The following is a 19,659-nucleotide window of genomic DNA, read 5'->3' as shown; positions in this document are numbered from 1 at the left end:
TCGCTGACCTGCGAGTCAATAAAACCGCTGCTTCAGCGCAAATGACAGATGGTCGGCGAAAGTGCGTTTAACGCACCATTTTCGGTATACTGCCCGGCCTTCGGTCGGTTCGCCCGGCCATCATTCGTACAACAAGCCACGCCGGTTTCCTGCGTGGCTTGTTGTTTTTTGACGCGCCTGCGGGCGCCCAGAGAGAAGAGGCACGACGATGAGTGCACTGGTTGGCGTGATCATGGGCTCCAAGTCCGATTGGTCCACCCTTAGCCACACCGCCGATATGCTGGAAAAGCTCGGCATCCCTTACGAGGTGAAAGTGGTCTCTGCCCACCGTACCCCGGACCTGCTGTTCCAGTACGCCGAAGAGGCCGAAGCGCGTGGCATCGAGGTGATCATCGCCGGTGCCGGTGGCGCGGCCCACCTGCCGGGCATGTGCGCGGCCAAGACCCACCTGCCGGTGCTGGGCGTGCCGGTCCAGTCGTCGATGCTTTCGGGCGTTGATTCGTTGTTGTCGATCGTGCAGATGCCGGCCGGTATTCCGGTCGCGACCCTGGCCATCGGCAAGGCCGGCGCGATCAATGCGGCCCTGCTGTCGGCGAGCATCCTGGGCGCCAAGCATCCACAATTTCATACCGTGCTGAAAAAATTCCGCGCTGAGCAGACAGACAGCGTCCTGGACAATCCAGACCCACGCATTGCCTGAGGTTGTTGACGAATGAAGATCGGTGTAATCGGTGGCGGCCAGTTGGGTCGCATGTTGGCCCTGGCAGGTACGCCGCTGGGGATGAACTTCGCTTTCCTGGACCCGGCGCCGGACGCCTGTGCCGCGGCGCTGGGTGAACACCTGCGGGCCGACTACGGCGACCAGGACCACCTGCGCCAATTGGCCGATGAAGTCGACCTGGTGACCTTCGAGTTCGAAAGCGTCCCGGCCGAAACCGTGGCCTTCCTGTCCCAGTTCGTCCCGGTCTACCCGAGCGCCGAAGCCTTGCGGATCGCCCGTGACCGCTGGTTCGAAAAGAACATGTTCAAGGACCTGGGCATCCCGACGCCGGCCTTCGCCGACATTCAGTCCCAGGCCGACCTGGACGCCGCCGTCGCGGCCATCGGCCTGCCCGCCGTGCTCAAGACCCGCACCCTGGGGTATGACGGCAAGGGCCAGAAAGTCCTGCGCAAGCCTGAAGACGTGGCCGGTACATTCGCCGAGCTCGGCAGCGTGGCCTGCCTGTTGGAAGGCTTCGTGCCGTTCACTGGGGAAGTCTCGCTGATCGCCGTGCGTGCCCGCGATGGTGAAATCCGCTTCTACCCGCTGGTGCACAACACCCACAAGGACGGCATCCTCAAGCTGTCCGTCGCCAGCACCGATCACCCGTTGCAGGCCTTGGCCGAAGACTATTCCAGTCGGGTGCTCAAGCAGCTCGACTATGTCGGCGTGATGGCGTTCGAGTTCTTTGAAGTGGACGGCGGCCTCAAGGCCAACGAAATCGCACCGCGGGTCCACAACTCCGGGCACTGGACCACCGAAGGCGCCGAGTGCAGCCAGTTTGAAAACCACCTGCGGGCGGTGGCCGGGCTGCCGCTGGGGTCGACCGCCAAGATCGGCGAAAGCGCGATGCTCAACTTTATCGGCAAGGTGCCAGACACCGAGAAAGTCCTGTCGATCGCCGACTGCCATCTGCATCACTATGGCAAGGCGTTCAAGGTCGGGCGCAAGGTTGGCCACGCCAACCTGCGCTGCGCTGATCGGGCCACGCTGGCCCAGCAGATCATCAAGGTCGAGACGCTGATCGCCGAGCAATAATCTGTCATACCGTTGGAACCATTCGTCGGCTAACCTCTCTCATGGCTAAGTGCCAAAACCTGATCGGGCTTTGGCTTAGCGACTCAATGAGAGGGGAATGCCATGGGAATCATCGGAACCATTTTTATCGGCTTGATCGTTGGCCTGCTGGCACGCTTCCTGAAACCGGGCGATGACAGCATGGGCTGGATCATGACCATCCTGCTCGGTATCGGCGGTTCGTTGGCAGCCACTTACGGCGGCCAGGCCCTGGGCATCTACCAGGCCGGCCAAGGCGCGGGTTTCATCGGGGCCCTGGTGGGCGCGATCGTGCTGCTGGTGATCTACGGCCTGATCAAAAGAAACTGATCCAAATGCATCAAGGCCCCCTCTGCGTCGCGAGCTGAGGGGGCTAGAATGCTCGGCGTTTCACTTTTCATTCATTGCCGAGCCCTTTCATGCGCCGTCTAGTGTTGACCCTTCTTCTGCTGGGCAGTGGCCTGGCCCATGCTGCCGAGCTGCCGGAAACCGACTGGCTCGAACTGATGCCCAAGTCGGACCAGAAAGCCCTCGAGGCCATGCCTGACATCGACCACAACTCCCCGGAAGCCAACGGCACCTTCACCGAAAAAGGTGGCTTGAAGCAAAGCAAGGGCTTGCCGGCGGTGATGTATTCGACCAAGACCGTGGCGTCGATGAACGACAAGCACATCCGCATCGGTGGTTATCCGGTGCCGCTGGAAACCGACGCCAAGGGCCACAGCACGCTGTTCTTCCTGGTGCCCTACCCCGGCGCCTGCATCCACGTCCCGCCACCGCCGCCTAACCAGTTGGTGCTGGTGCGTTACCCCAAGGGCCTGAAGCTGGATGACATCTACACGCCGCTCTGGGTGACGGGCACGCTGAAGATCGAAAAGGTCGACAACGATCTGGCGAGCGCGGCGTATGCGTTGGAGGCAGAGAAAGTGAGGGTGGTGCAGGAGGCGGATTTGTAGGCCTGACACGAGCCCACTGTGGGAGCGAGCCTGCTCGCGATATCGGTGTATCAGTCAATGAAAATATTGACTGTCAGTGCGCTATCGCGCGCAGGCTCGCTCCCACATGGGGATTTTTCAGTGTGGCTTAGAGCGGTTTGCTGCGGATGCTCACGCCCAGGGTATGGCTGGCGTCCGGCAACAACGTCACCACATCCTCCATCACATTCGCCGTCTCGATGCACAGCATGCGCTGCCAGCCATCGTCGGCCATGTCGCTGAAGGCCTTGGCGCGTTCGGTCCAGGGGTTCCAGATCACCGCCGAGCGCGAACCGCTGCTGGTCAGCTCGATCCGTCGTTGCCACTGCGGATCAACGATGCTCAGCGTCGGCGGGGTGTCGAGGTAGATACGGTCGGTCTCGCCGGTGAAATGCAGGTCGCCGGCCTGGGTGTGGGTGTTCCAGTCGTCGAGGGTCTCGATGTAGTTCAAGCCATCGACGCCTTCGACCTGCACGTTGCGCACGTCGCTCACGGCGAAGTAGCTGTGCAGCGCCTGGCTGAGGCTGACGGTTTCGCTGCCACGGTTATGGCTGGTGAGGCGGATGTGCAGTTGCGCGTCCATCACGATGGCCAGCGTCAGGTCGACCTGATGAGGCCAGCCCGCAAGGCCGTTGTCGGGATAAGGCAGCACGAATTCGATCTTCAGGCTTTCGCCTTCGGCCTCGATGCCCTTCAATTCCCAATCCATCGCCCGCACCAGGCCGTGGGCGGTGGCCGGGTCGTTGCTCACGCGCATGGCCTGCACGCTGTCGGGGTTGCGCGTCAGGTTGCCGAACCACGGCCAGCACACCGGCACGCCCGCGCGGATGCTCTTGCCGGCCTTGAATGTGGCCTGGTCGTTGAGCCAGATCAGTGGCGGCTGGCCGTCCACTTGATAACTGAGGATGTGCGCGCCTTGCTGGGCCACCAGCAACTCGGCCTGACCGTGGCGGATGCGCCAGGCGTTCAGTTCATCCAGTTTGACCGCGTCGACGTTGGGCGTAGGCATGTTGCAAATCTCGTTCGGTGACAGGGACTGCAATGGACCGCAAAACGGTCGCCGTGTTTAACGGGCGCGCGGCGGAACCGAGCGGGTACGACCGCTGCCGTCGATGGCGACGAAGACGAATACCGCCTCGGTCACCTTGCGCCATTCACTGGACAGCGGATCGTCGCTCCAGACCTCGACCATCATCTGGATCGAGCTGCGGCCGATTTCCAGCGCCTGGGTATAGAAGGACAACTGCGCGCCCACCGCCACCGGCACCAGGAACGCCATGCGATCGATCGCCACGGTGGCCACGCGTCCGCCGGCCACTTTGCTGGCCATGGCGGTGCCGGCCAAGTCCATCTGGGACACCAGCCAGCCGCCGAAAATATCGCCGAAGCCGTTGGTCTCCCGTGGGAGTGCGGTGATTTGCAGGGCCAGGTCGCCTTGCGGGATGGGATCTTCTTGTTCGAGCTCTATCATGCCGGGGGTGCCTCTGACCCGTAACGCTGTCTGGTACTTCAGGTGAATAGCCGTCTTCGTAAAAAACGATTCAGCCCGAACATACTGCGTTCGTCACGTTTTTCGTAAAGGCGTGCCAAAGGGAAACTCTGCGAAACCGGCTGATCTTGTACTACATCACCAACGACGTTTTCGCACAGCAACCCCTTACAGAGTACTGCAAGGTTGCGAGTATATCGGGCGATAGACGTCGAGACGACCACTCGGTTCTGATTTCGACTGTCAAATACGCGCCTCTATGTGCTTTTTCGAACAATTTGCTATCGTGCCGAACCTGCCCAGGCCCCAACCCGAGTTGCCAGGGTTGCAGAACCGACTATAAGAGAAGCCCTTGCCATGACCACTGCGCCTTCGAGCACGGCGACGCCCGCACAACCGGCACGTCCGCTGACCCGCAACGATTACAAGACCCTGTCGCTTTCAGCCCTGGGCGGTGCGCTGGAGTTCTACGATTTCATCATTTTCGTGTTCTTTGCCACCGTGGTCGGCAAATTGTTTTTCCCGGCCGAAATGCCCGAGTGGCTGCGCCTGATGCAGACGTTCGGCATTTTTGCCGCCGGTTACCTGGCCCGGCCGCTGGGCGGGATCATCATGGCCCACTTCGGCGACCTGCTGGGGCGCAAGAAAATGTTCACCCTGAGCATTTTCATGATGGCCGTTCCGACCCTGATCATGGGGCTGTTGCCGACTTATGCACAGATCGGCATGTGGGCACCGATCCTGCTGTTGCTGATGCGGGTGATCCAAGGCGCGGCCATCGGCGGGGAAGTGCCGGGCGCCTGGGTCTTCGTTTCCGAACACGTTCCGGCGCGCCACATCGGCTATGCCTGCGGCACGCTGACCTGCGGCCTGACGGCGGGGCTCCTGTTGGGGTCGCTGGTGGCAACGGCGATCAACAGCATTTATACGCCGGTGGAAGTGGCCGATTACGCCTGGCGGATCCCGTTCCTGCTGGGTGGCGTGTTCGGGTTGTTTTCGGTGTACCTGCGCCGCTGGCTGCACGAAACCCCGGTATTCGCCGAACTGCAACTGCGCAAGGCCCTGGCCGAGGAAGTGCCGCTGCGGGCCGTGCTGCGTGATCATCGCGGTGCCATCGCCATTTCCATGCTGCTGACCTGGCTGCTGTCGGCCGGCGTCATCGTGGTCATCCTGATGACACCGACCGTGCTGCAGACGGTGTACCACTTCAGCCCGACCGTCGCGCTGCAGGCCAACAGCCTGGCGATCGTGTTCCTGAGCTTGGGTTGCATTGGTGCGGGTGTGCTGGCCGACCGTTTTGGTGCCGGGCGGGTGTTTGTCTTCGGCAGTGGTTTGCTGTTGATCACCTTCTGGACGTTCTACCACTGCCTGTTCGACCACCCCGAGTGGCTGTTCCCGCTGTATGCCCTGAGTGGCTTGCTGGTAGGCACCATCGGCGCGGTGCCTTATGTCATGGTCAACGCCTTCCCGGCCGTGGTGCGCTTCAGCGGCCTGTCGTTTTCCTACAACTTGGCCTACGCGATTTTTGGCGGGTTGACGCCGATGATCGTGACCCTGTTGCTGAAAGAGAGCTCGATGGGGCCGGCGTATTATGTGGCGGCCATCTGTGGGATCGGGAGTGTGGTGGGCGGGTATCTCTGGAAGCAGGGGCGCTAGGCGGCGCTGCCTACACAAGGTAGGTGTGTTCATTGTGGCGAGGGAGCTTGCTCCCGCTGGGTTGCGCAGCGACCCCTTTTTTGTGAGTGCTGCGCACTCAAGCGGGAGCAAGCTCCCTCGCCACGGATTAATCTTCTCTCAAATGCTCTACCGCCACAGAACCATCCTGCAAAACTCAATGCTGGCCTTTCATCCAATTGTCATATTTCAGCCATAGAGTGTTCATACGGCTTACCGATACTTTGCCGACTTAACACACCCTATCTGCTAGGAGTAAGGCATGAAACTGAAGCGTTTGATGGCGGCAATGACGTTTGTCGCTGCTGGCGTTGCGACTGCCAACGCGGTTGCCGCTGTTGACCCTGCGATCCCGAGCTACACCAAGACCACTGGTGTATCGGGCAACCTCTCCAGCGTCGGCTCCGATACCCTGGCCAACCTGATGACCTTGTGGGCCGAGAACTACAAGAAAGAATACCCGAACGTAAACATCCAGATTCAGGCCGCCGGTTCCTCCACCGCGCCGCCCGCACTCACCGAAGGCACCGCCAACCTGGGCCCGATGAGCCGCAAGATGAAGGACAACGAGCTGCAGGCCTTCGAAACCAAATACGGCTACAAGCCAACCGCTATCCCGGTAGCCGTGGACGCCCTGGCCGTATTCGTGCACAAGGACAACCCGATCAAGCACCTGACCATGGCTCAGGTCGATGCGATCTTCTCCTCGACTCGCCTGTGCGGCGCCAAGGCTGACGTCAAGACCTGGGGCGACCTGGGCGTGACCGGCGACCTGGCCAACAAGCCGGTCCAGCTGTTCGGTCGTAACTCGGTATCCGGCACCTACGGCTACTTCAAGGAAGAAGCCTTGTGCAAAGGCGACTACAAGCCAAACGTCAACGAACAGCCAGGTTCGGCTTCGGTCGTGCAGTCGATCAGCAGCTCGCTTAACGGCATCGGCTACTCGGGTATCGGCTACAAGACCGCCAGCGTGAAAACCGTTGCCCTGGCCAAGAAAGAAGGCGGCGAGTTCGTCGAGGACACCGAAGAAAACGCCCTGAACGGCAAGTATCCGCTGTCGCGTTTCCTCTACGTGTACGTCAACAAGGCGCCGAACAAGCCTCTGGCCCCGCTGGAAGCTGAGTTCGTGAAGCTGATCCTGTCCAAGCAAGGCCAGGAAGTCGTAGTCAAGGACGGTTACATCCCGGTACCTGCCAAAGTCGCCGCCAAGGCACTGGCTGACCTGGGTCTGCAAGAAGGCGGCAACGTCGCCAAGCAGTAACACCTGAGCCCGGGCCAACGCCCGGGCTGCTGTGGGAGTGGATGCCACTCCCACAGCCAAATTTTCTGTCCGCTGCCGCTTCTAGCTGGCGGCGGATTTGTTGCGTCACTTCACTGTCATCTTTCTGTCATACAGGATCGCTAGGGTGTGCGCATGAATGATCTGGCCAACTCCACAATGACTACGACTTCCCCTCCCAAGCGCATTGACTTCAATACGCCTGAGCTGCAACGCAAGCGCCGCATCCGCGCGCTCAAGGATCGCCTGACCCGCTGGTACGTGCTGGTCGGCGGTCTCGCCGTCCTGGCTGCCATCACGCTGATTTTCTTTTTCCTGGCCTACGTGGTGCTGCCCCTGTTCCAGGGCGCGGACCTGACCGCCAAGGATTCGATCACCCCGGCCTGGATGCAAGACGCCGGCAAACCGCTGATGATCGCCATCGAAGAACAGAACCAGGTGGCCATGCGCGTTTCCGACAAGGGCCAGGCACTGTTCTACGAACTCGACAGCGGCGCCGACCTGCGCCGTGTCGACCTGCCGGTTCCTGCCGGTGCCACTGTGGTCTCCATTGCGGAAGACCAGCCCGGCAGCCCGCTGGTGGCGATCGGTCTGTCCAACGGCCAGGCCCTGGTGTTCCGCCACACCTATAAAGTCAGCTATCCTGACGGCAAGAAAACCATTTCGCCCGCCATCGAATACCCTTACGGCGAGGCGCCGATAGCGTTGAACGAGCAGGGCGCGCCTTTGGAGCACGTCAGCCTCAACGCCACCGATTCGACCCTGTTGCTGGCCGGCTCCAGCGGCGCCCAGCTGTATGTACTGTCGCTTACCAGCGAAGAAAACATGATGACCGGTGAAGTCACCAGCGAGCAGACGCGTATCGACCTGCCGCAGATGACCGAGCCAGTGAAGAACATTTTCGTCGACCCGCGCCAGCAATGGTTGTACGTGGTCAACGGTCGCGCCCAGGCCGATGTGTTCAGCCTGCGGGACAAGAGCCTCAATGGCCGTTACAAACTGCTGGAGAACGGCGACGCCCAAGTCACCGCCGCCGCCCAGTTGGTCGGCGGGATCTCGCTGATCATCGGCGACTCCAAGGGCGGCCTGGCCCAGTGGTTCATGGCCCGCGACCCGGACGGCGAGCTGCGCTTCAAACAGATTCGTACCTTCCAGATGGGCAGCGCGCCCATCATTGAGATCAGCGCCGAAGAACGTCGCAAAGGTTTCGTGGCACTCGACATCGCCGGCAAGCTGGGCGTGTTCCACAGCACCGCCCACCGCACCCTGCTGGTGGACCAAGTGGTCGACGGCCAAGGCTTGTTCGGCCTGTCGCCACGGGCCAACCGCCTGATCGTCGAACAGGGTGGCAAGCTGCAACCGTTGACGCTGGACAACCCGCACCCGGAAGTGTCCTGGAGCGCGTTGTGGAGCAAGGTCTGGTACGAAAACTACGACGAACCTAAATACGTCTGGCAATCGACCGCCGCCAACACCGACTTCGAACCCAAGCTGAGCCTCTCGCCGCTGACCTTCGGTACCCTGAAAGCGGCGTTCTACGCGATGCTGCTGGCGGCGCCGCTGGCGGTGGCCGCGGCGATCTACACCGCCTACTTCATGGCCCCGGGCATGCGGCGCAAGGTCAAGCCGGTGATCGAGCTGATGGAAGCGATGCCGACGGTGATCCTCGGTTTCTTCGCCGGCCTGTTCCTGGCGCCGTACGTCGAAGGGCACCTGCCGGGCATCTTCAGTCTGCTGATGTTGCTGCCCATCGGCATCCTGGTCGCCGGTTTCACCTTCAGTCGCCTGCCGGAATCCATTCGCCTGCGAGTGCCGGACGGTTGGGAAAGCGCCCTGTTGATCCCGGTGATCCTGTTCGTGGGCTGGCTCTCGCTGTACATGAGCCCGTACATGGAAACCTGGTTCTTCGGCGGCGACATGCGCATGTGGATCTCCCATGACCTGGGCATCACCTACGACCAGCGCAACGCCTTGGTGGTTGGCCTGGCGATGGGCTTCGCGGTGATCCCGAACATCTATTCCATCGCCGAAGACGCCGTGTTCAGCGTGCCGCGCGGCCTGACCCTGGGCTCCCTGGCCCTCGGTGCCACGCCATGGCAGACCATGACTCGCGTGGTGATCCTCACCGCCAGCCCGGGCATTTTCTCGGCGCTGATGATCGGCATGGGCCGTGCAGTGGGCGAGACCATGATCGTGTTGATGGCCACCGGTAACACGCCGGTCATGGAAATGAACCTGTTCGAAGGCCTGCGCACCCTGGCGGCCAACGTGGCGGTGGAGATGCCGGAATCCGAAGTCGGCGGCAGCCATTACCGCGTGCTGTTCCTGTCGGCCCTGGTGCTGCTGTTGTTCACCTTCGTCATGAACACCCTCGCCGAGCTGATCCGTCAGCGTCTGCGCAAGAAATATTCGTCGCTTTAAGAAAGGTAGAAGTCTGTGAAACAGAACTCCCTGAAAGGATGGTTCAAGAGCGGCGCCCCCGGCGTCTGGATCAGCGGTGGCGCGGTGTCCATCGCGGTCATCATGACCATTGGCCTGCTGGCGGTGATCGCCGTGCGCGGCCTGGGCCACTTCTGGCCGGCGGACCTGATCCACGCCAGCTACAACGTACCGGGCATGCCTGCGCACCTGGTGGTCGGCGAAGTCGTACAGAAAGAAGAAGTGCCTCGTGAGCGCCTGAAAAGCGCCGGCCTGCCGGTGCCGGACGAAGGCCCCGAGTTCATGACCCGCGAACTGATCAAGGTCGGCAACCGCGACCTGAACGGCACCGACTTCACCTGGATCGTCGGCGATTGGCTGAGCAACCAGACGACGCCGCCGGAACTGATGGCCATCGAGCGTCGTGAGTGGGGCAATTTCTACGGCTACCTGGTCAACGTCAAGGAAGGCGGCAAGGTCATCGCCGAAGGCGAGGCCGCCTGGCCGCAACTGCAGGCTCGGGTACAGCGCGTCAACCAGTTGGCCGCCGAGCTCAAGACCCTGGAAAAAGTCGACATCGGCGCCATCAACGCTGGCCTGGAGCGTATCCGCCTGCACGGTCGCAAACTGGAACTGGACGGCAAGCTCGACGCCGCCGCCCAGGCCGACCTGGAAAGCGAACGCGCCGAACTCAACGCCCGCTACAAGGACATCGAAGCGCGCCTGGCCGACCTGCACGCGCAGTTCAACCGCGACAGCCTGACGGCCCGCGATGCCAACGGCAAGGAAGTGGAAATCGAAATCGGCAAAGTCGTGCACGCCTACCAGCCAAACGGCATGGGCACGTTCACCAAGATGGGTTTCTACTTCAGCAAGGGCTGGGAATTCCTCAGCGACGACCCTCGTGAGGCCAACACCGAAGGCGGCATCTTCCCGGCGATTTTCGGCACCGTGATGATGACCCTGATCATGGCGATGATCGTCACGCCGTTTGGTGTGCTGGCAGCGGTCTACCTGCGTGAATATGCCCGCCAAGGCACGATGACCCGCTTGATCCGCATCGCGGTGAACAACCTCGCCGGCGTTCCGGCCATTGTCTACGGTGTGTTCGGCCTGGGCTTCTTTGTCTACGTGCTGGGTGGTTCGGTCGACCGCCTGTTCTTCCCCGAAGCCTTGCCGGCGCCGACCTTCGGCACCCCGGGCCTGCTCTGGGCGTCCCTGACCCTGGCGTTGCTGGCGGTGCCGGTGGTGATCGTGGCCACGGAAGAAGGCCTGGCGCGGATCCCGCGCACCGTGCGCGAAGGCTCCCTGGCCCTCGGCGCGACCAAGGCCGAGACCTTGTGGAAAATCGTCCTGCCGATGGCGAGCCCGGCGATGATGACCGGGATGATCCTCGCCGTGGCCCGTGCCGCCGGTGAAGTGGCACCGTTGATGCTGGTGGGCGTGGTGAAGCTGGCCCCGTCGCTGCCGCTGGACGGCAACTACCCGTACCTGCACCTGGACCAGAAGATCATGCACCTTGGCTTCCATATCTATGACGTCGGCTTCCAGAGCCCGAACGTCGAGGCAGCCCGGCCGTTGGTCTACGCCACGGCACTGCTGCTGGTGCTGGTGATCGCCACCCTCAACCTGTCGGCGGTGTGGATCCGTAACCACCTGCGCGAAAAATACAAAGCACTGGATAGTTGATGGTCGACGCGGACCCTGTAGGAGCGAGCTTGCTCGCGAAGCTTTTGGCGGCCTCGATGGCCCCATCGCGAGCAAGCTCGCTCCCACACTGATCGGCGTTCACTGGAATTTCATGGGGCCGCCAGAAAAGGCGTTCCGAACCGAATTTGTTAGCACAGGGAGCCTCCCATGCAACACGAAGCACATACACACGGCATCAACATGTCGGCCCTGGGCCGCGACAAGCAGAGCCTGGACCTGGCCCAGGAAACTGTGGCCATCGAAGTGCCCGGCCTGAACCTGTTCTACGGCGAGAAACAGGCGCTGTACGACGTCAGCCTGAATATCCCGAAACAACGCGTCACCGCGTTCATCGGCCCGTCGGGTTGCGGCAAGTCGACCTTGCTGCGCACCTTCAACCGCATGAACGATCTGGTGGACGGCTGCCGCGTCGAAGGTGAAATCAACCTCTACGGCAACAACATCTACCGCAAGGGCGAAGACGTGGCCGAGCTGCGTCGTCGCGTCGGCATGGTGTTCCAGAAGCCTAACCCGTTTCCGAAAACCATCTACGAGAACGTGGTCTACGGCCTGCGCATCCAGGGCATCAACAAAAAGCGCGTCCTCGACGAAGCCGTGGAATGGGCCCTCAAGGGCGCGGCACTGTGGGATGAGGTCAAGGACCGTCTGCATGAGTCGGCCCTGGGCCTGTCCGGTGGTCAGCAGCAGCGCCTGGTGATCGCCCGTACCATCGCCGTGGAGCCGGAAGTGCTGCTGCTCGACGAACCTTGCTCGGCCCTGGACCCGATCTCGACGCTGAAAGTCGAGGAGCTGATCTACGAGCTCAAGTCCAAGTTCACCATCGTCATCGTGACCCACAACATGCAGCAGGCGGCGCGGGTGTCCGACTACACCGCGTTCATGTACATGGGCAAACTGGTGGAATTTGGCGATACCGATACGCTGTTCACCAATCCGGCCAAGAAACAGACCGAAGACTACATCACCGGTCGCTACGGCTAGTCGAGGCAACTGCATAGCCGCACTGCGCTATCAGGATCAACATTTAACTGCTTGAAGCTTGCAGCTTGAAGCTTGCAACTTTCGCGGAGCGAACAAGATGATTTCGAAGGAAGGCCTTACTCACCACATTTCCGCACAGTTCAATGCCGAGCTTGAGGAAGTGCGCAGTCACTTGCTGGCCATGGGCGGGCTGGTGGAAAAGCAGGTCAACGACGCGGTGACCGCGCTGATCGAGGCCGACTCCGGCCTGGCCCAGCAGGTGCGCGAAATCGATGACCAGATCAACCAGATGGAACGCAACATCGACGAAGAGTGCCTGCGTATCCTGGCCCGTCGCCAGCCGGCTGCGTCCGACCTGCGGCTGATCATCAGCATCTCCAAGTCAGTGATCGACCTTGAGCGGATCGGCGACGAAGCCACCAAGATCGCTCGTCGCGCCATCCAGTTGTGCGAAGAAGGCGAAGCGCCGCGTGGTTACGTCGAGGTTCGCCACATTGGCGACCAGGTGCGCAACATGGTTCGCGACGCGCTGGATGCCTTTGCCCGCTTCGACGCCGACCTGGCGTTGTCGGTGGCCCAGTACGACAAGATCATCGATCGCGAATACAAGACCGCCCTGCGCGAGCTGGCGACCTACATGATGGAAGACCCGCGTTCCATCTCCCGGGTGTTGAGCATTATCTGGGTGCTGCGTTCCTTGGAGCGTATCGGCGATCATGCGCGCAACATCTCGGAACTTGTCATCTACCTGGTGCGCGGCACCGATGTACGCCATATGGGGCTCAAGCGCATGAAGGAAGAAGTTGAGGGCACCCCGTCCGAAACCGCTAATGTTCCGGGCGCAACTGACGATAAGTAAGATTGCCAAGAAAAGCGCCCGGCCTTCTGGTCGGGCTTTTTTTTGGATTTTTTTTCATCGAAAGCAGCACCCCGCGAACGAAAAGTCCCGGCGTGACTGAAGGTTTTTTGGCAATGTGCCATCAGTAAAAGCGGTATGCTTGCCGGGATTTTTTAGAGGTGTATCTGGATGAGTAAGGTCAGTGTGTTGGTCGTGGACGATGCTTCGTTCATTCGTGACCTGGTGAAGAAGTGCCTGCGCAACTACTTCCCGGGCGTGCGTATCGAAGACGCGGTGAACGGCAAGAAAGCCCAGGCCCTGCTGGCTCGCGAGGCGTTCGACTTGGTGCTGTGCGATTGGGAAATGCCGGAAATGTCCGGCCTGGAACTGCTGACCTGGTGCCGTCAGCAGGACAACCTCAAGGGCATGCCGTTCGTGATGGTCACCAGCCGCGGCGACAAGGAAAACGTGGTCCAGGCGATCCAGGCCGGCGTTTCCGGCTACGTCAGCAAGCCGTTCACCAACGAACAGCTGCTGACCAAGGTCAAGCAGGCCCTGCACAAGGTCGGCAAGCTCGACACGCTGATGAACAGTGCCCCGACCAAGATGAACTCGGCGTTCGGCAATGACTCCCTCAGCGCCCTGACGGGCGGCAAGGCGCCGGTGGCGGCGGTTGCGTCGGCCCCGGCCGTCCCTGCTGCTGCCGCCCCGGCTCGTGGCCTGCTCAACAGCCCACCGGTCAAGGCACCGGTAGCCGCCGCTTCGACGGCCAATCGCGGCCAAGGCCAGTTGCGTCTGTCCAGTGGCACCCAGCAATGCGTGATCAAGGCCCTGAGCCTCAAGGAAGCGCTGCTGGTGGTCAAACGCTCCGACACCCTGCCGCAAGTACTCGAAGGCGCGGTGCTGGACATGGAACAGGGCGACAACGCCGAAACCGCGCGTCTCAACGGCTATTTGCACGCCATCGTCGCCCATGAGCAGACGCCCGACAGCGAATGGTTGCAACTGACGTTCCGCTTCGTCGACAAAGACCCCCAGAAGCTCGACTACATCTCCCGCCTAATCGCCCGCGGCACGGCGCAGAAGCACTTCGTACCGGGCGCCTGATTCGGCGGCGCCCTTCAGCCCGCTATCGCGAGCAAGCTCGCTCCCACAGTGATGCGTGCAGGCCACAGGTGCGTGCCTGACGCAAATCCCCTGTGGGAGCGAGCTTGCTCGCGATGGGGCCATCAGCCTCAACAACAATCGTTGATCCAATTTTGAAACATCCGTCGACTACGCTGGTCCATCCCAGCTGCTAGGCTGCTGTACAGGCCTTCATTTATCGACAGAATTCTTGCCCATGCTCGTGCCGTTGCTGTTCGCCTGTGGTCTCGTCCTGGCCGCCACCCCGGCCATGGCCATGACCATCTACAAATCCACCGATGCCAACGGCGTGGTGTCCTATAGCGACCGTCCCAGCAAGGGCGCCCAGGTGTTCGTGTTTCGCGACCGCATGGTCGAACGCCTGGAGCGCCAGGTGTTTCTCGATATCAAGAAGCAGAATGGTGCGGACGCGGTGTTCGTGCGCAACGATTTGTACGCGCCGGTGGAGATCGAGTTGAGTTTCGCCGGGCTGCGCAATGTCAGCGGGGCGCCGAGCCGGCCGATTCGTCGGGTGCTGCCGGCACGCAGCAACCTGCGCCTGGCGCTGCTGACGGCTACCCGGCCCGGTCGGCCGCTGGTGTATACCCCAAGGTTCGAATATTCCCTGGGCGACCCGGCAGGCGCCGCCGAGGCCTATCGATACCCGCTGCCTTGGCGCGGCGGGCCGTTCCGGCTGAGCCAAGGCGCCAACGGCCAATATAGCCATTACGGCCCGAAGAACCGCTACGCCATGGACATCGCCATGCCCGTAGGCACGCCGATCATCGCCGCGCGAGGAGGCGTGGTGATCAAGACCGAAAACGAACAGACCGGCCGCGGGGATGATCCTGCGGGCAACTTCGTGCGGGTGCTGCACGACGACGGCACCATGGGCGTCTACCTGCACCTGCAGAAAGGCTCGGTGAGCGTACGGGAAGGGCAGCGGGTCGCGGTGGGCACGCCGTTGGCGTTGTCGGGCAATACCGGCAACAGCTCAGGCCCGCACCTGCATTTCGTGGTGCAGCGCAATACCGGGTTGGGGCTGGTGTCGATTCCCTATCAGTTCAATCAACCGGTGGGCGACTTGCCCAACTTTGCGTTGGGCAAGCAGTAGCACTGTAGATTCGGGAGGCTTTTTTGTGGCGCGGGAGCTTGCTCCCGCTCGGCTGCGAAGCAGTCGTCGCTTTTGGGGCCGCGTCGCGCCCCAGCGGGAGCAAGCTCCCTCGCCACAGCGGGTTATGCCTTCAACTTGCGGGAAGTTTGATGCTCAATCGAGCATCAACACCTTCGCCAGGATGATCTTCGGCCCTTTCATCTTCTTGATGATGATCCGCAGGCCTTCGACTTCCAGCACTTCTTCCTCTTCCGGCACGCGCTTGAGGGTTTCATAGACCAGCCCGGCCAGGGTTTCGGCTTCGATGTGGTCCAGGTCGATCCCCAGCAGGCGCTCGACCTTGAACAGCGGCGTGTCGCCACGTACCAGCAGCTTGCCCGGCTGGTAGGCCAGGATCCCGCGTTCGGCCTTGCGGTGTTCGTCCTGGATGTCGCCTACCAGCACTTCCAACACGTCTTCCATGGTCAGGTAGCCGATGATGTTGCCGTCGGCTTCCTCGACCACGGCGAAGTGCGAGCCGCCCTTGCGGAACTGCTCCAGCAACTGCGACAGCGGCATGTGCCGCGACACGCGCTCCAGCGGCCGGGTCAGTTCGGCCAGGTTGAACGATTCGGGGATGTGGTCCAGGGCCGCCAGTTCCAGCAGCAGGTCCTTGATGTGCAGCAGGCCGACGAACTCCTGGCGCTCGCTGTCGTACACCGGATAACGGCTGAACTTGTGGCGACGGAACATCGCCAGGATTTCCTTGAGGGGCGCGTTGAACTCCAGCGTCACCAGGTCTTCCCGGGAATTGGCCCAGTCCACCACTTCCAGCTCGCCCATTTCCACGGCCGAGGCCAGCACGCGCATGCCTTGGTCGCTCGGGTCCTGGCCCCGGCTGGAGTGCAGGATCAGCTTCAGTTCTTCGCGGCTGTAATGGTGTTCGTGATGGGGCCCGGGCTCGCCTTGGCCGGCGATGCGCAAGATGGCGTTGGCGCTAGCGTTGAGCAGGTAGATCGCCGGATACATGGCCCAGTAGAACAGGTACAGCGGCACGGCGGTCCACAACGACAGCAGCTCGGGTTTGCGGATGGCCCAGGATTTGGGCGCCAGTTCACCGACCACGATGTGCAGGTACGAAATGATGAAGAACGCGGTGAAGAACGACACGCCTTTGATCACTTCCGGCGATTGCACGCCAATCGCGCCCAGCAACGGTTCGAGGATGTGGGCAAACGCTGGCTCACCGACCCAGCCCAGGCCCAGGGACGCCAGGGTGATACCCAGCTGGCATGCCGACAGGTAAGCGTCGAGCTGGCTGTGGACGGTGCGCAGGATATGCCCGCGCCAGCCGTTCTGCTCGGCGATGGCCTCGACCCGGGTCGAACGCAGCTTGACCATGGCGAATTCGGCCGCAACGAAAAATCCGTTGAGCAGAACCAGGATCAGAGCAAAAAGAATCATGCCGAATTCGGCGAAGAGTGTGACGAGGGACAAGCCAGGGGAAGGGTCCATGATGGGGTTTTGCGGGTTCCGAATAGTCGTAGGAATTGAAAATGAGCGCCTGAAAAGGCAGGCGCAAGTCAGTCAATGTAGCGGCTGACTCGGCGATTGCCTAGTGGGCGCTTTCAATCAGCGGGGCGAGCGAGGCGTGTGCGAACCACTTGGGCCGGGGCGAAATGACAGGTAAACGTGCGGCCATGGCCGGGCACGCTGCTGATCTCCATGCGGGCGCGATGGCGCAGCAGGACGTGTTTGACAATGGCCAGGCCCAGCCCGGTGCCACCGGTATTGGAGTTGCGGCTGGAGTCGACGCGGTAGAAACGTTCGGTCAGGCGCGGCAGGTGCTTGCTGTCGATGCCGATGCCCGAATCGCGCACGCTCAGGTGCGCGCCTTGCTCGTCGCCCCACCAGCGCACATGGATGCGGCCCTGCTCCGGCGTGTACTTGACCGCGTTGAATACCAGGGTGGAAAACGCACTGCGCAGTTCCGCCTCGCTGCCCTTGAGCTGCACCGCCGGGTCGGCTTCCAAGGTGATGGTCTGCTGCTTGGAACCGGACAGCTCCTGGGCATCTTCAACAATGGTTTGCAGCAGGTCGTCGATCGGCACTGGCTGGTTGTCCGACGGGTAATCGGTGGCTTCCAGCTTCGCCAGCAGCAACAAGTCGTTGAGCAGGGTCTGCATGCGTCCGCTCTGCTGGTGCATCTGCTGCAAGGCCCGGCTCCAGCGCGGGTTCACCTCCTCGACGTTGTCGAGCAGGGTCTCCAGGTAGCCGCAGATCACCGTCAACGGCGTGCGCAATTCGTGGGACACGTTGGCGATGAAATCCTTGCGCATCTGTTCCAGCTGATGGATGCGCGTGACGTCGCGCACCAGCATCAAGTGCTCGTTGTTGCCGTAGCGGGTGATGTACAGCTGGATACGCAACCGGTCATTGGTGGGCGAAGGGATCTCCAGCGGCTCGGCGTAGTTGGCTTGCTCGAAATATTCCTTGAAGCGCGGATGGCGCTCCAGGTTGGTCACTGGTTGGCCGCTGTCCTGGGGCGTCTTGAGGCCCAACAGGGTCTCGGCAGCGCGGTTCCACCATTCCAGGTTGCCTTCGCTGTCGAGCATGATCACCGCGTCTTTCAGCGCGGCGGTGGATTCCTGGACCCGGTCGATTACCGCCTGCAGGCGCCCGCGGACGCGCTGGTCGCGCCGTTGCAGGTGGTAGATGCTGTCGAACACCTCACCCCATAAGCCATAGCCGTCGGGCGGGGCTTCGTCGGGTTGATGCAGGCGCAGCCATTCATGCAGGCGCAGCAGTTGCTTGAGTGTCCAGGCCAGGTAAAGCCCCAGGCCCGCGGCCAGGCTCCAGCCGTAATAACCGCTGATCAGGCCGATCAGCAAACAGCCAGTCACCAGCAACAACATGTGGCGAATCAGGGTGCCATGCCAGTTTTGATTCACGTGACGCGCGTCCTTGTCAGCTTGTCGGGCGGTAAGGGCTCGGATCAGGCCTTTGTCGAAAAACGATAACCGGTGCCGCGCACGGTTTGTACCAGATTTTCATAGGCATCGCCGAGGGCCTTGCGCAGGCGTCGGATGTGCACGTCCACGGTGCGTTCCTCGACGTAGACGTTGCCGCCCCAGACCTGGTCCAACAGTTGGCCGCGGGTGTAGGCACGTTCCTGGTGAGTCATGAAGAATTGCAGCAGACGATATTCGGTCGGGCCCATCTCGGCGGGTTTGCCGTCGATGGTCACGCGGTGGCTGATCGGGTCGAGCAGCAGGCCACCGACTTCAATCGGCGCTTCGCCATCGGTCGGCCCGGCGCGTCGCAGCACGGCCTTCAGGCGCGCCACCAGCTCCCGTGGGGAGAACGGCTTGGTGATGTAGTCGTCGGCGCCGACTTCCAGGCCTTGGATCTTGTTGTCCTCTTCGCCCTTGGCGGTGAGCATGATGATCGGAATATCACCGGTCAGCTCGTCGCGCTTGAGCCGTCGCGCCAGTTCGATGCCTGACGTGCCGGGCAGCATCCAGTCCAGCAGGATCAGGTCGGGCTTGCGGTCGACGATGATGGCATGGGCCTGTTGAGAGTTTTCTGCTTCCATGCAGTCATAGCCGGCCATCTCCAACGCAACGGCGATCATCTCGCGGATGGGCGCCTCGTCGTCGACGATCAGAATGCTCCTGCCAACCATGGGGTAATCCTCTTGTCATTTAACTGTCTTGCGCCGCATTAGATAACGGAATTATTGCAGTCGTGTGACAGTTATTTCCTCAGCGGCAGCGAGGGGGATCCTGGACTAAGCTTTTCAGTCCGAATCCTGACAACCACAAGAGAAGGTTTCCATGAAACAAATGACTGTTTCTTTCAAAGCCCTGCTGATGGCAGCTGCTCTGGCCCTGCCTGGGGTTGCGATGGCTGCCGATCCTGCAATGGAGAAGGATGGCATGTTCACCGACCATAAGGGCATGACCCTTTACACCTTTGCCAAAGACTCGGCTGGTAAGTCGGAATGCAATGACAAGTGTGCGGCTAACTGGCCACCGCTGATGGCTGCGGCGGGTGATAAATCCATGGGCGACTGGACCGTGATCAAGCGCGATGATGGCTCAATGCAGTGGGCTTATCAGGGCATGCCGCTGTACACCTTCGTGATGGACAAGAAGGCCGGGGACATGACCGGCGACGGCAAAATGGACGGCGCCTGGAAAGTGGCCAAGGCCAAGTAACGCGTCCCGCTGAGACACTTTTTTGTGGCGAGGGAGCTTGCT

The 19,659-nt window shown here is 61.5% G+C and carries 18 protein-coding genes; 13 read left to right on the top strand and 5 right to left on the bottom strand.

From position 1 onward, the window contains the following. Positions 1-208: 208 nt before the first annotated feature. The 4 genes from purE to HGO40_RS16465 all read left to right on the top strand — a co-directional run bounded on the left by purE (position 209) and on the right by HGO40_RS16465 (position 2,772). Positions 209-700 carry a 5-(carboxyamino)imidazole ribonucleotide mutase gene (gene purE, locus HGO40_RS16480; RefSeq protein WP_003196369.1) on the top strand — a complete coding sequence of 164 codons (492 nt, stop codon included), beginning with the start codon at positions 209-211 and terminating at the stop codon, positions 698-700. 12 nt (positions 701-712) lie between these two features. Further along, positions 713-1,798 (top strand): 5-(carboxyamino)imidazole ribonucleotide synthase, encoded by a 1,086-nt coding sequence (locus HGO40_RS16475; protein WP_186708248.1) that lies wholly within the window; start codon positions 713-715, stop codon positions 1,796-1,798. A gap of 102 nt (positions 1,799-1,900) precedes the next feature. Then, complete coding sequence (locus tag HGO40_RS16470) at positions 1,901-2,146, top strand: GlsB/YeaQ/YmgE family stress response membrane protein (RefSeq protein ID WP_003187057.1); 246 nt, start codon at positions 1,901-1,903, stop codon at positions 2,144-2,146. 89 nt (positions 2,147-2,235) lie between these two features. After that, positions 2,236-2,772 carry a DUF3299 domain-containing protein gene (locus tag HGO40_RS16465; RefSeq protein WP_207963444.1) on the top strand — a complete coding sequence of 179 codons (537 nt, stop codon included), beginning with the start codon at positions 2,236-2,238 and terminating at the stop codon, positions 2,770-2,772. Positions 2,773-2,899: 127 nt separating this feature from the next. Here the strand turns inward: HGO40_RS16465 and HGO40_RS16460 are convergent, their stop codons facing one another. Further along, positions 2,900-3,799, bottom strand: coding sequence for a D-hexose-6-phosphate mutarotase (locus tag HGO40_RS16460; protein WP_250963873.1), 900 nt, complete (start codon positions 3,797-3,799; stop codon positions 2,900-2,902). Between the two features lie 57 nt (positions 3,800-3,856). Continuing rightward, on the bottom strand, positions 3,857-4,261 hold the full coding sequence (locus tag HGO40_RS16455; RefSeq protein ID WP_003177184.1) for an acyl-CoA thioesterase: 405 nt from the start codon (positions 4,259-4,261) through the stop codon (positions 3,857-3,859). A 375-nt stretch (positions 4,262-4,636) separates the two neighbouring features. On the opposite strand from HGO40_RS16455, the gene HGO40_RS16450 reads away from it, so the two are divergent. The 8 genes from HGO40_RS16450 (at position 4,637) to HGO40_RS16415 (ending at position 15,418) form a co-directional block, all read left to right on the top strand. Further along, a complete protein-coding gene (locus tag HGO40_RS16450; RefSeq protein WP_250963872.1) occupies positions 4,637-5,935 on the top strand; it encodes an MFS transporter in 1,299 nt (432 codons plus the stop codon). 280 nt (positions 5,936-6,215) lie between these two features. After that, positions 6,216-7,214, top strand: coding sequence for a phosphate ABC transporter substrate-binding protein PstS (locus tag HGO40_RS16445; protein WP_250963871.1), 999 nt, complete (start codon positions 6,216-6,218; stop codon positions 7,212-7,214). A gap of 405 nt (positions 7,215-7,619) precedes the next feature. Next, the gene (locus HGO40_RS16440; protein WP_250963888.1) at positions 7,620-9,653 is read left to right on the top strand and encodes an ABC transporter permease subunit; all 2,034 of its coding nucleotides are present in this window, start codon (positions 7,620-7,622) and stop codon (positions 9,651-9,653) included. A gap of 15 nt (positions 9,654-9,668) precedes the next feature. Next, on the top strand, positions 9,669-11,339 hold the full coding sequence (gene pstA, locus HGO40_RS16435) for a phosphate ABC transporter permease PstA (RefSeq protein ID WP_250963870.1): 1,671 nt from the start codon (positions 9,669-9,671) through the stop codon (positions 11,337-11,339). A 168-nt stretch (positions 11,340-11,507) separates the two neighbouring features. Then, positions 11,508-12,341, top strand: a complete 834-nt coding sequence (gene pstB, locus HGO40_RS16430; RefSeq protein WP_053127038.1) for a phosphate ABC transporter ATP-binding protein PstB — start codon at positions 11,508-11,510, stop codon at positions 12,339-12,341. A 97-nt stretch (positions 12,342-12,438) separates the two neighbouring features. Then, positions 12,439-13,200, top strand: coding sequence for a phosphate signaling complex protein PhoU (gene phoU, locus HGO40_RS16425; protein ID WP_250963869.1), 762 nt, complete (start codon positions 12,439-12,441; stop codon positions 13,198-13,200). A gap of 168 nt (positions 13,201-13,368) precedes the next feature. Beyond that, positions 13,369-14,286, top strand: coding sequence for a response regulator (locus HGO40_RS16420; protein ID WP_250963868.1), 918 nt, complete (start codon positions 13,369-13,371; stop codon positions 14,284-14,286). Between the two features lie 235 nt (positions 14,287-14,521). After that, positions 14,522-15,418, top strand: coding sequence for a peptidoglycan DD-metalloendopeptidase family protein (locus tag HGO40_RS16415; protein ID WP_250963867.1), 897 nt, complete (start codon positions 14,522-14,524; stop codon positions 15,416-15,418). Positions 15,419-15,571: 153 nt separating this feature from the next. Here the strand turns inward: HGO40_RS16415 and HGO40_RS16410 are convergent, their stop codons facing one another. The 3 genes from HGO40_RS16410 to phoB all read right to left on the bottom strand — a co-directional run bounded on the left by HGO40_RS16410 (position 15,572) and on the right by phoB (position 19,082). Continuing rightward, complete coding sequence (locus HGO40_RS16410) at positions 15,572-16,912, bottom strand: hemolysin family protein (protein WP_186708230.1); 1,341 nt, start codon at positions 16,910-16,912, stop codon at positions 15,572-15,574. Between the two features lie 113 nt (positions 16,913-17,025). Next, on the bottom strand, positions 17,026-18,312 hold the full coding sequence (phoR, locus tag HGO40_RS16405; protein ID WP_250963887.1) for a phosphate regulon sensor histidine kinase PhoR: 1,287 nt from the start codon (positions 18,310-18,312) through the stop codon (positions 17,026-17,028). A gap of 80 nt (positions 18,313-18,392) precedes the next feature. After that, positions 18,393-19,082 carry a phosphate regulon transcriptional regulator PhoB gene (gene phoB, locus HGO40_RS16400; RefSeq protein WP_003177195.1) on the bottom strand — a complete coding sequence of 230 codons (690 nt, stop codon included), beginning with the start codon at positions 19,080-19,082 and terminating at the stop codon, positions 18,393-18,395. A 151-nt stretch (positions 19,083-19,233) separates the two neighbouring features. Between phoB and HGO40_RS16395 the strand changes: the two genes are divergently transcribed. Beyond that, positions 19,234-19,617, top strand: coding sequence for a COG4315 family predicted lipoprotein (locus tag HGO40_RS16395; RefSeq protein WP_250963866.1), 384 nt, complete (start codon positions 19,234-19,236; stop codon positions 19,615-19,617). Positions 19,618-19,659 lie beyond the last annotated feature (42 nt).

Origin of the sequence: Pseudomonas sp. CG7, from assembly GCF_023701885.1 — a bacterium.
Taxonomy (GTDB): Bacteria; Pseudomonadota; Gammaproteobacteria; order Pseudomonadales; family Pseudomonadaceae; genus Aquipseudomonas; species Aquipseudomonas zanjanensis.
Note: the sequence above shows the minus strand (reverse complement) of the source record. Positions and strands in the feature narration are given on the sequence as shown.